General features: G+C 43.3%; 11 protein-coding genes and 1 riboswitch. All 11 genes read right to left on the minus strand.

The annotated features are described in order from the left end of the window. Nucleotides 1–239 precede the first annotated feature (239 nt). Complete coding sequence (gene rpsD, locus RYK49_RS10090; protein ID WP_004253981.1) at nucleotides 240–851, minus strand: 30S ribosomal protein S4; 612 nt, start codon at nucleotides 849–851, stop codon at nucleotides 240–242. A 262-nt stretch (nucleotides 852–1,113) separates the two neighbouring features. Then, nucleotides 1,114–1,836 (minus strand): ABC transporter ATP-binding protein, encoded by a 723-nt coding sequence (locus RYK49_RS10095; protein ID WP_002918010.1) that lies wholly within the window; start codon nucleotides 1,834–1,836, stop codon nucleotides 1,114–1,116. Beyond that, a complete protein-coding gene (locus tag RYK49_RS10100; RefSeq protein WP_314865628.1) occupies nucleotides 1,836–2,834 on the minus strand; it encodes an ABC transporter substrate-binding protein in 999 nt (332 codons plus the stop codon). Before RYK49_RS10100 ends, RYK49_RS10095 begins: the two co-directional genes overlap by 1 nt. Before the next feature lie 44 nt (nucleotides 2,835–2,878). Further along, a complete protein-coding gene (locus RYK49_RS10105; RefSeq protein ID WP_314865630.1) occupies nucleotides 2,879–3,631 on the minus strand; it encodes an ABC transporter permease in 753 nt (250 codons plus the stop codon). Between the two features lie 116 nt (nucleotides 3,632–3,747). Next, nucleotides 3,748–3,849: riboswitch (TPP riboswitch) on the minus strand. 84 nt (nucleotides 3,850–3,933) lie between these two features. After that, nucleotides 3,934–4,557: an HAD family phosphatase gene (locus RYK49_RS10110; protein WP_314865632.1), complete on the minus strand. Its 624-nt coding sequence runs from the start codon at nucleotides 4,555–4,557 to the stop codon at nucleotides 3,934–3,936. A 96-nt stretch (nucleotides 4,558–4,653) separates the two neighbouring features. Further along, nucleotides 4,654–4,929, minus strand: a complete 276-nt coding sequence (locus tag RYK49_RS10115; protein ID WP_002894239.1) for a Veg family protein — start codon at nucleotides 4,927–4,929, stop codon at nucleotides 4,654–4,656. 2 nt (nucleotides 4,930–4,931) lie between these two features. Beyond that, nucleotides 4,932–6,287, minus strand: coding sequence for a replicative DNA helicase (gene dnaB / locus RYK49_RS10120; protein ID WP_002894241.1), 1,356 nt, complete (start codon nucleotides 6,285–6,287; stop codon nucleotides 4,932–4,934). Between the two features lie 26 nt (nucleotides 6,288–6,313). Then, nucleotides 6,314–6,766, minus strand: a complete 453-nt coding sequence (gene rplI / locus RYK49_RS10125; protein WP_002894242.1) for a 50S ribosomal protein L9 — start codon at nucleotides 6,764–6,766, stop codon at nucleotides 6,314–6,316. Further along, complete coding sequence (locus tag RYK49_RS10130) at nucleotides 6,763–8,784, minus strand: DHH family phosphoesterase (protein ID WP_314830618.1); 2,022 nt, start codon at nucleotides 8,782–8,784, stop codon at nucleotides 6,763–6,765. Before RYK49_RS10130 ends, rplI begins: the two co-directional genes overlap by 4 nt. 158 nt (nucleotides 8,785–8,942) lie before the next feature. Next, complete coding sequence (mnmG, locus tag RYK49_RS10135; protein WP_314830617.1) at nucleotides 8,943–10,850, minus strand: tRNA uridine-5-carboxymethylaminomethyl(34) synthesis enzyme MnmG; 1,908 nt, start codon at nucleotides 10,848–10,850, stop codon at nucleotides 8,943–8,945. Between the two features lie 137 nt (nucleotides 10,851–10,987). Then, the gene (gene mnmA, locus RYK49_RS10140; RefSeq protein ID WP_314830616.1) at nucleotides 10,988–12,109 is read right to left on the minus strand and encodes a tRNA 2-thiouridine(34) synthase MnmA; all 1,122 of its coding nucleotides are present in this window, start codon (nucleotides 12,107–12,109) and stop codon (nucleotides 10,988–10,990) included. Nucleotides 12,110–12,326: the final 217 nt, after the last annotated feature.

Consider the following 12,326-nt stretch of genomic DNA (forward strand, 5'->3'; position numbering starts at 1 on the left):
TGAGCTTGTCAACTCTTTCTATTATACCTACTTTTTGACGCTTGTCAACTGCTTTGAATTATTTTTTATAAAAAATTTTTTCTATTTTTTTCTTTTATATTAATTACTGTTAAAACAACTTACTTTTTATATAAGAAAAAAACACTATATACTTTTTATTGTGAAATAGGAAAAATCATGATCAAAGTATAAAACAAAAAGCCCACTGTTGTAGGCTTTCTGTATCATATATCTTAAAATTAAAGCATCTTGTTGTAGAATTCAACGATAAGTGCTTCGTTGATTTCTGGGTTGATTTCATCACGTTCTGGCAAACGAGTCAATGAACCTTCCAATTTTTCAGCATCGAATGATACGAATGCTGGACGTCCAAGAGTAGCTTCTACTGCTTCAAGGATTGCTGGAACTTTCAATGATTTTTCACGAACTGAGATCACTTGACCTGGAGTTACGCGGTATGATGGGATATCAACGCGTTTTCCGTCAACAAGGATGTGACCGTGGTTTACGAATTGACGAGCTTGACGACGAGTAGTCGCAAGACCAAGACGGTAAACAACGTTATCCAAACGACGTTCCAAAAGAAGCATGAAGTTGAAACCTAGGATTCCGCCTTTGATTTTTGTAGCTTGTACGAACAAGTTACGGAATTGTTTTTCACCTACACCGTAAGTGAAACGAAGTTTTTGTTTTTCAGCCAATTGCAAACCGTATTCTGACAATTTGCTGCGGTTGTTTGGTCCATGTTGACCAGGTACATAGTTACGGCGAGCCAATTCTTTACCTGTACCAGTAAGAGAAAGACCCAAACGACGAGCTTGTTTCCAAGATGGTCCTGTATAACGTGACATAAAAATGTCCTCCTGTAAAATATTTTTGAGGAAATAGTCACTTAGAAAGCCCTGATTCGTGCAGAACATTTTCGCCCAAACAGCTAAGGCTACTTTTATAGCTGATGTTCTGTTGACGAGCTCCATGCTTTCCTGCTGCTATTTCACACAAAGGCTATTGTACCATGAATAAAGTCAAAAGTAAAGGGCCTCAGACAAAAAATCAAGCCAAAAGGCTTGATTAAAGTTGTTTCTTTAAAGCAAAGGAATTCCAACAGTTGCTTCACACTCCCAAAATCCTCAAAATCTCCTGCTTATATCGCAGCTTCTGCAATTCCTTATCCTCACTGTCTGACCAAGTCAGTTGGAGATCTGTAACGACTTCTCCAGGCCGATTTTTCAGAATATAGATATGGTCGCTGAGAGCCAGAGCTTCCTCGATGCTATGAGTAATGAGAAGGGTCGTCAGACCCAGCCTGCGATGAATATCCAGATACCAAGCGTGCAGCTCCATCTTAGTCAGCTCATCCAAGGCACTAAAGGCCTCGTCTAGAAGAAATAGCTTGTGACCGAACATATAGGTCCGTAGCAGAGCCACGCGCTGCCGCATCCCCCCACTCAGCTCATGTGGATACTTGTCTGCTACATCAAAGAGCCCGAACTCTTTCAAAATCTGAGTTGCCTGCTCCGTCGCTTCCTTTTTTGATACTTTTCGGATTAGCAGGGGCAAGATGACATTGCCCAGCACTGTCTTGTGCTCCAGCAGCAAGTCCTTCTGCAGCATATAACTCACTCGGCCCTTGGGATTTTCCTGCCCGTCTAGGACAATCCTACCCGACTGGACCTCCAAAATCCCCGCAATCAGATTAAAGAGGGTCGTTTTCCCGACTCCACTAGGCCCCAAAATCGCTACGACCTGGCCTGCTTCTACCTGTAGGCTGATATCTTTCAAAATCTGCTGCTCATCATAAGCATAACTTACATTTTCAAGTTTAATTTCTGTCATTATTTTATATAATCGTTGCTGAATCCCTTGTCACTCAAGTCATTGTCCACGATACCCTTATCCTTGGCCCATTTGTAAAAGGCATTCCAGCGGCTAGCCTCAAACTGACCCCACTTGTCCTTATCTGATGCATATTGCTCAGACAGATATTTTTGAGAAGCCAAAACAAAGTCACGTTTGTTTTTCAATTCCGGCGCATGCTTGATTAAAATATCCGCTGCTTCTTCAGGGTGCTCCATGGCATATTGATATCCCTTCTTGATAGCCTGCAGGACCTTTTTCACCTCATCCGGATTCTTCTTCAGATAGTCATTATTAGCAATAATCACTGGAGAATAATAGTCAAACTCCTTGACATAGTCCTTCATGTAAAAGAAATTAGTGTCCATGCCCTGAGTTTGAGCCATGATGCCGTCCCAGCCATGATAAATCCATGCCGCATCAAACAAACCATTTTCAATCGGCGTAATAGAGTTAGAATCGTTGTTAGGAACTTTTTCCACTTCATCAAACTGGCCGCCTTGGCTTTCAACCAAAGTTTTGAGCATGCCTAGCTCCACTGGATCATTCCAAGTACCGTATTTCTTGCCAGCCAGATCCTTAGGACTTGTAATACCCGCAGACTTCTTAGAAATAATGCCCGAAGTATTATGCTCTACAATAGCCGCGACAGCTGTGATTTCTGCGCCCTTATCCAATTTTTTAGCCATGGAGTCCTGAAAATAAATACCAAAAGGTGCCTTGCCATTGATAATCAAATCCGAACTGCTATCTTCAGGCGGCAACTTGATATCCACATCCACGCCTGCTTCCTTGAAGTAGCCCTTTTCCTGAGCCACATAAAGGCCGGTATGGTTGGTGTTAGGTGACCAGTCTAGGATAAAATCAATCTTTTTATCTTTGCTTTCAGACGTAGATTTCGACTGACCGCAGGCCGCTAGGCCGATGATTGACACGGCAGCTAAGCCTGCCAGCAACACTTTATAACTTTTTTTCATCATTATCCTCTTTTCTTTCTTTGGAAAATAGCAGAGCTGAGCCCCTATTTCCACTTAATGACATATTTTTCACTGACAGCCACCAGCTTCATTCCTAGAAGGCTGATGACCGAAACCAATATGATAATAGCAAACATGGTGTCGTACTGGAAGAGTTTTTTCGACTGAATCATATAAACACCCAAGCCTTCAAAACCGCCCAGCCATTCGGAAACCACGGTCGTGATAAAGGCATAGGAAACACTGACCCTCAGACCCGCATAGAAATAGGGCAAACTAGCTGGAATCTTAAAATGCCAAAGAATCTGCCAGCGATTGGCCTGCATAAGCTCAAAGAGAGTCAGGATATCCCGGTCACAATGCCGAAAACCATCCAGAATACTGACGATAATCGGAAAAGTCGTCGTCAGAATAATGAGCACAATCTTGGGCAAAATCCCATAACCCAGCCAGAGAACCAGAATTGGCGCCAAAGCAATGGTCGGAATCGTCTGCACCACGACCATCATAGGATAGATCAGATCATTGAGCCAGCTCATGCTGTCCATCAGGACAGCTAAGATACAGGCCAAGATCAACCCCAAGAACAAACCCAATAAGGCTACTTTTAAGGTCGCCCAGCTATGACTTGCTAGAAATCCAGCATCTCTGATAAAGGCCTGACCGATTTCCAGGGGTGTCGGCAGGATAAACTTGGGCAAGAGCTTGAGCCAGCCCATGACCTGCCAGATGACAAGTACACCCAGCATCCCTAAGAGACCGATTTGCTGCCGCATCAGCCTTTGTAGTGCTTTCATTGATTAGTTTTCCTCCCTTCCTGTATTTTAGTGCTGCAATTCTTCAAGATATCACCATTCGATAAAGATGATAAAAGAAAAGGCCTTTTCCATATATGGAAAAGGCGCACAAATACCACATTTTTCGGTATGTTTCCTACGCTGGCATTACCCAGATCAGGTGCGGTCGAAGCTTACACTTCCTCTCAGACTGTACACAGACTCCCATATATAGGACTATGATAGCGCAATCATCAGCAAATGTCAAGGTTAGAGCTTAGACTCACTCCTTTTCAACGATAAGTAAAGCAAACGATCATAAATCAGCCAAACTTCCCTTTCGCAGCCAGCAAAGTCTCCATAGCCCTGATATTCTCAGTCTCACTTGTAGATAAAATGGTTTTAAAGCCCAGTTCAGCTGCCGTATCTAAGTTAGCCTGAATATCATCAATGAAGACGGATTCTACTGGATTCAGATTATATTTTTTCAATAGCTTTTGGTAAATCTCTGCTTCCGGCTTGACGACACCGACCTCTGAGGAAAGGATATAGCCCGACAGCAGTGGGTAAATGGGCAACAAACCAGCTTTTTCAATATGGTAAAAAATCTCACAAGTGGTTGACAAGATATAGATTTGATAGCCCTGGTCAGCCCACAGCCGAATCCTTTCCTGTAAACCACTGTAAACATGCACAACCTCATACCAATGATAAAAGATATTCTTAACGGCAGAATGATAGGAAGCGTCCAGCTGAGCTAGGACTTCCTCACAGGCTTCTTTCAAACTCAGCTCTCCCTTGTCCGTCTGATGCCAGACACCTGACTCAAAAATAGCCTGTCTAAGCACTTGCCGCCGTCCTTCATCAGGTTCAAAATAAGTCAAGATTTTCTCAGAATTCCATTCAATCAGAACATTGCCCAAATCAAAAACCAAATTTTTAATCATGATGATCACCTGTTTTCTTTGCTTATCATCCTCTTTATAAGTCGCTTTGACTGAGGAATTGCTTCAAATATAAGTAAAAAGGCCCACTGGACCTTTCTATTCATCAAAATAACGGATGAGGTTCTTTTCTGTCAAAATGTCAGAATAAGTATAAGACTCCACATAGGTATTGGAGATTTCCCCTGGCTGACCGCCTTCATTGGAATATTCCACGATAAACAGAGACGGATAGACTTCAATCAGACGGCCTTGCTTGCTTTTTTGGCGCTTACGACCGTTTTCCAGCGTCATCTCAACGATTTGTCCTTCATGCGCCTTGATATCTTCTTTGATTTTTTTCATTTTTGCCACATCTGTAAATGCATCACTCATCTTTATTCGTCCTCTCTTTTGGAAATACTTGAGAATTTATTATACTCTTTCTGGAAAATTAACTCTACTGTACCACGCGCCCCACTCCGGTTTTTCTCAATAATGACTTCAACCTTGTTGTTGGGAATGCCTTCTTCCTCCTCACCAGCTCGATCATAATAATCATCCCGGTAAAGGAAGGCAACGATATCCGCATCCTGCTCAATGGAACCTGATTCCCGAATATCAGACAGCACTGGTCTCTTATCCTGCCGCTGCTCCACGCCACGCGAGAGCTGACTCAGCGCAATGACCGGCACCTTGAGCTCCTTAGCCAAGATTTTCAACTGCCGGGAAATTTCCGAAACCTCTTGCTGGCGATTTTCACGGCCAGTTCCTGTAATCAGCTGCAGATAGTCAATCAAGACCAGCCCTAGATTGCCCGTTTCCTGAGCCAGTTTTCGAGCCCGCGAGCGAATCTCTGTAATCCGAATCCCTGGTGTATCATCGATATAAATACTAGCGTTAGCCAGATTAGCTGTCGCAATGGTATATTTTTGCCACTCTTCATCTGTCAGTTGCCCCGTACGAATGGAATGAGAATTAATCACCCCTTCTGAAGCCAGCATCCGGTCCACCAAGCTCTCCGCCCCCATTTCCAGAGAGAAAATGGCCACAGTCTTATCCAGCTTAGTTCCGATATTCTGAGCGATATTAAGGGCAAAGGCTGTCTTTCCGACCGCTGGCCGAGCCGCCAGAATGATTAATTCTTCCTCATGCAGACCAGTCGTCATCTTGTCCAGCTCACGGTAGCCAGTCGCAATCCCAGTGATATCTGACGTCTGCAGAGACCGAGCCTCCAGATTGCCAAAGTTAAGATTCAGCACATCACGGATATTTTTAAAACCACTGCGGTTAGCTGTTTCACTGACATCAATCAGTGCTTTTTCAGCTCCGGCGATAATTTCCTCTGACAGCCGGTCGCCATCGTAGGCTTGATTGATAGACTCTGTCAGACGCGAAATCAGCCGCCTTAGAATAGCCTTTTCTGCAACGATTTTAGCATAGTATTCAGCATTGGCAGAGGTTGGCACAGAATTGACCACTTCCACCAAGTAGCTGAGACCGCCGATATTCTGCAAATCACCCTGACTGTCCAAAATATTACGAACAGTCGTTGCATCAATGGCATCCCCACGGTCAGCCAAGTCAATCATAGCCTTGAAAATCAAGCGATTGGCATACTTAAAGAAGTCAGCAGGCTCGATATACTCACGAACAAAGACCAGTTTGCTCTCATCAATGAAAATGGCTCCTAAGACGGACTGCTCCGCTAAAATATCCTGAGGCTGAGCTCGGAGTTCATCAATCTCTGCCATCGGTAAATCCTTCCTTCAAATCACTATTATCCTTCTTTAACCCGCAAACGAATCACTCCTGTTATATCCTGATAAATTTTCACTGGAACATCTATCAAACCAATGGAGCGAATCGGTGAGTCCACCTTAATATGGCGTTTATCAATTTTGATGCCAAACTGCTTCTGCAGCTCTTCTGCTATTTTCTTGCTGGTAATAGAGCCAAAGGTACGGCCGTCTGGACCAACTTTTTCAGTAAATTCAACAAGAGTAGCTTCTTCTGCTAACTTAGCTTTAATAGCCTGAGCTTCTGCCACTAGTTCCGCGTGGGCTTTTTCTTCGGACTTTTGCTTGCCGCGAAGCTCACCAATAGCCTGCGCTGTTGCTTCCTTGGCTAAATTTTTCTTAATCAGAAAATTTTGAGCATAGCCAGTCGGCATTTCCTTGATTTCGCCTTTTTTGCCCTTGCCTTTTACATCTGCTAAAAAAATTACTTTCATCCTTTTTTCTCCTCGTCTATTATTACTTCCTCTTTAATGACTTGGTCCATAATTTCTTGATTCAGCGACTGAAGGACCTCAGAAACTGTTTTACCTTCAATTTGAGCTGCCGCCAGATTGAAATGACCGCCACCGCCCAGCTTTTCCATAATTCGCTGAACATTGATTTTGCTGCGACTGCGAGCCGAAATAGACACATAGCCTTTGGTATTCTTGCTCACGACAAAAGTAGCTTCGATTCCTGACATGGAGAGCATGGTATCAGCTGCCTTACTGATGACAACCGTATCATAAGTGTTCTCCTCTGGACCAGCTGCCACAATGACATTAGGCAAAATCTTCTTGCCGTTTAAAATCAGTTCATTAATCGCACGATATTCCTCAAAATTCGTAGCAGAAATGTCCTGAATCACAACACTGTCACTGCCCCGAGTTCGTAGATAACTGGCCACATCAAAGGTCCGACTGGTGACTCGAGATGAAAATCCTTTGGTGTCAAGCATAATCCCCGCCATGAGAATGCTGGCTTGCATCTTACTGAGACGGTTCTTTTTAGAATTCTGGAACTGAATCAGCTCCGTTACCAATTCACTGGCACTGCTAGCCCCACTTTCAATATAGGCAATCACAGCATTTTCCGGAAAGTCTTCATCACGTCGATGGTGGTCCACTACGATAATCTGACTGAATTGATCAAAGAAATCCTTAGACAGAGTCAGAGATATCTTGGAGTGGTCAACCATAATCAAGAGCGACCGATTGGTCACCATATTTACTGCTTCAGAAAGCGGCACCAGATAATCAGCCCCTTCCTGCTGGAGCTTTGTAATGGAGCGCTCAATGTCAGAAGCCATCTGGGACGGATCATAGACCACATAAGCTTTCTCAATGATATTACTAGCAAAGAGTTGCATACCAAGAGAAGAACCCAAGGCATCCATATCCAGATTTTTATGTCCGACTATAAAGACCTGATCCATACTCTTAATCTTATCAGAGATCGCAGTCATCATAGCCCGAGTTCGGGTGCGCGTGCGCTTAACAGCTGACGCCGTTCCTCCACCAAAGAAGATTGGGTTCATGTTGTCATTATTTTCTTTGACGACAGCCTGATCCCCACCGCGGACTTCAGCTAAGTTGAGGTTAAGCAGGGCTACACGACCGATTTCATCATGATTGCCATCGCCATAAGAAAAGCCCATACTGAGTGTTAGTGACAGCTCTCGATTTTTAGCTTCCGTCCGGAATTGATCAATGATAGAAAATTTATTTTCCATCAGCTGTTCCAGCACTGTGTAATCTGTAAAAAGATAGAACCGATCCATGCCAACCCGACGGTAAAACATATGAAACTGCTCAGAAAATTCTGCTACGAAGTTGGCTATAAAGCTATTGATATGGCTGATGTCCGTGTCTGAAACGACATCTTCCAAATCATCATAATTATCCACCGAGATAATCCCGATTACCGGGCGCGTTGTTACCAGACCAACAGTGGCTTCGTATTCATTGGATGCATCAAAAAAATAAAACACACTGGATGCACGGTCCAAGTAAACCGAATATTTCTTGTCTCCAACCGTTGCATAATGACCAGAGTCTGAATAAGCAGCCTTCATGATATTCTTCAGCATATCTGCATCAAAATCACCATCTTCGGTTGTAAAAATCAGTTCTGCATAGGGATTAAACCACTCTACATCGCCATTATCTTCACTGATTTTAATGACACCAACTGGCATCTTATCTAGCAAGGAAGCGAGGCTTCCTTCTGCTTGATGATTGACATAATGAATCTGCTCAATCTCATCTAGCTCGGATACTCTCTGTTGCTGGATAAAAAGCACAATCAAAAGAGCCAGCACAAGCATGAGAGCAGCTAGCATGGCCAAACTATCACCAAAAAGCCTCAAACAGATGGCTAAGATTATAAAGGAAATTAGACCCGCCATCGCCAAGTGAATTGGGGCAAAACGAAATTTTTTCATCATAGACCTCTTATTCCGCCATTTTACCATAAATCCTAGAAAAAAGCGAATTTCTCCCAATTAAGTAAAGCATTTAAGAAGGGCAAAGGAATCGAAAAACAGTCTTTCAAAGTTTACAATCTTGTCAACCCCTTGTAAATTTACACAAAAAGGCTGCTTCCCAAAGGAAACTCAGCCTTTTACAAGAGTTACTTCGCTTGATTTTTAGAAATACTTCTAGATTTGCCTTCTAGGTAAACCATCAAAATAGAAATATCTGCTGGATTGACACCAGAAATACGACTAGCCTGACCAATTGTTTCTGGATTGATTTTCTTAAACTTCTGTCGCGCTTCAGTCGCAATTGAGTCAATATCATCCCAGTCAATATTAGCTGGAATCCGCTTCTCTTCCATACGCTTCATCTTTTCAACCTGATCGAGAGCTTTAGAAATATAGCCTTCGTACTTAATCTCTGTTTCAATTAGCTCGATAATCTTCTCATCAAGCTCCTCTGCAGCCGGACCAATGAACTGAGCCACATCTTGGTAAGACACTTCTGGACGCCGCATAAATTCTTTGGCAGTTACTGCATCCGTCAGAGGCTTAAAGCCAAGCGCTTCTACCTTAGCGTTTGTTTCCTTGACAGGCTTTAGTTTGATAGATTCCAAACGCTTCATCTCATTATCAAATTGATTCTTTTTAATCTCGAAACGAGCCCAGCGCTCATCATCTACCAGACCAATTTCTCGTCCCATCTCTGTCAAACGCATATCGGCATTGTCATGGCGGAGAATCAAACGGTATTCAGCTCGGCTGGTCAAAAGTCGATAGGGTTCTACGGTCCCCTTGGTCACCAAATCATCAATCATGACTCCAATGTAACCATCACTGCGCTTCAAGATTAACTCCGGCTTCCCTTGGATCTTCAAAGCCGCATTAATCCCAGCAATAATCCCTTGACCAGCGGCTTCTTCATAACCAGAAGTTCCATTGGTCTGACCTGCTGTAAAGAGCCCTGAAATTTTCTTAGTTTCCAAGGTTGCCCGTAACTGGTGGGGCATGATCATATCGTACTCAATGGCATAGCCTGTCCGCATCATCTCAGCATTTTCTAGACCTTTGATAGAGTGAACCAAGTCCTTTTGTACATCTTCTGGCAAACTGGTTGACAGCCCCTGCACATAAACTTCTTCTGTATCACGGCCCTCAGGCTCTAAGAAAAGCTGGTGGCGTTCCTTGTCCGCAAAACGGACAATCTTATCCTCGATAGACGGGCAATAGCGTGGCCCCACTCCCTTAACGATGCCTGAAAACATAGGAGCACGGTGCAGGTTATTTTGGATAATTTCATGACTTTCCGCATTGGTATAGGTCAACCAGCAAGGCACCTGATCTTTCACATAGTCCTCATCACGAGAAGTGTAAGAGAAATGATTGGCTTTTTCGTCTCCTGGTTGAATCTCGGTCACATCATAATTGATAGATGACGCCTTGACACGCGGAGGCGTTCCGGTTTTAAAACGACCAATTTCAAAACCTAGATTCCGCAGGTTATCTGCTAAAGGAATGGCTGCCAGACTGTGATTAGGGCCAGATGAATACTTGAGATCACCAATGATAATTTCTCCCCGCAAGGCTGTTCCAGTCGTAACAATGACGGCTTTAGCTGCATACTCCTGATGGGTTGCTGTCTTAACTCCAATTACTTTACCGTCTTCTACCAAGATTTCATTAATCATAGTTTGCCGCAAGGTCAGATTTTCTTGATTTTCGACAGTCTTCCGCATTTCTTTGGAGTAGACTTCCTTATCCGCCTGGGCCCTAAGAGCACGAACTGCAGGGCCTTTGCCGGTATTAAGCATTTTCATCTGGATATAGCTCTTGTCAATATTCTTGGCCATCTCTCCGCCCAAAGCATCTACTTCACGGACGACAATGCCTTTCGCAGAGCCTCCTATAGAGGGATTACAGGGCATAAAAGCCAGCATCTCAATATTGATGGTTGCCAAAAGAACCTTACAACCCATTCGACTAGCAGCCAGCGATGCCTCAACCCCAGCATGTCCTGCTCCAATCACGATAATATCATAACTTTCAGTAAAATTGTTTGACATTTCTTTTTCCTTCATTTTTTCACCAAAAAAGGCCAAATCTCTAGAAGTGCAGGACAAAAAAGCCTGCAACATCCATGAGCTTTGACCATCATAGGTATTGCTTATCTTATTTTAGCAGATTGAGCTGAATTGTCAATCTAAATGTACTGCAAGACTTGACCATTCTTATAAGCTCTGTCAATCAAGCCACCACCTAAGCACTCATCGCCATCATAAAAGACAACTGCTTGACCTGGAGTAACAGCCCTTTGAGGCTGATCAAAGTTGACAACTGCCTTGTCACCCTTTACAGTAACTGTCACTTTGGAATCAGGCTGACGATAACGGAACTTAGCTGTACATTCTATAGTAAATTCTTCTGGCATTTCTTTTGTGAAATGAACCTGACTAGCGTCAAGGCTGGTTGACATTAAGTTGTCGTGATAAAAGCCCTGACCAACATAAAGAATATTTTGGCTGAGATCTTTTCCAACCACAAACCAAGGCTCATTATCTCCGCCGTGCTGCCCACCAATTCCAAGACCACCCCGCTGGCCAATGGTATAATACATCAACCCAGCATGCTGGCCCATATCTCTGCCTTCCAAGGTCATCATACGACCAGGCTGAGCAGGTAAGTATTGACTCAGAAATTCTTTAAAATTCTTCTCACCAATGAAGCAAATACCTGTCGAGTCTTTTTTCTTAGCTGTAGCTAAACCAGCTCTTTCAGCAATTGCTCGAACTTCTGGCTTTTCTAAATGCCCCAGAGGAAACATAGTCTTTTGCAGTTGTTCCTGTGACAGTTGGCTTAGGAAGTAAGTCTGATCCTTATTGTTGTCCTTGCCACGCAACATGTGAACCAAGCCATCTTGGTCTCTCTTTATCTGAGCATAGTGACCCGTTGCAACGTAATCTGCACCCAGTGTCAAGGCATAGTCAAGGAAGGCTTTAAACTTGATTTCCTTGTTACACATGACATCTGGATTTGGAGTCCTACCAGCTCGGTATTCCGCCAAGAAGTATTCAAAAACGCGATTCCAGTACTCTTTCTCAAAGTTGACAGAGTAGTAAGGAATGCCAATCTGATCTGCAACAGCAGCTACATCCTTGTAGTCTTCTGTGGCTGTACAGACACCAAATTCGTCTGTGTCGTCCCAGTTTTTCATGAAGATGCCAATCACATCGTAACCTTGCTCTTTCAAGAGCAAAGCAGTTACTGATGAATCGACACCTCCGCTCATACCAACAACGACACGAATCTTAGAGTTATCACTCATTGTGTTCTCCCATCTTTTCGTTATTTCACGATTGAAGGTCGTGCTGTGCTTTCAACGATTGAAGGTCGCTTGAGCAAGGCCTATTATAGCACGAAAGGACTCGGAAAACAAATCAGAAATTTAACTAAATTTATTAACTGTAAATTATGTTTACAACTTTGTAAACTTATTGATTTGCTCGTTTACTTTCCTATCAAACAAATTTTATAATATCCAC

Origin of the sequence: uncultured Streptococcus sp., assembly GCF_963525625.1 — a bacterium.
In the GTDB taxonomy this organism is placed as follows: Bacteria; Bacillota; Bacilli; order Lactobacillales; family Streptococcaceae; genus Streptococcus.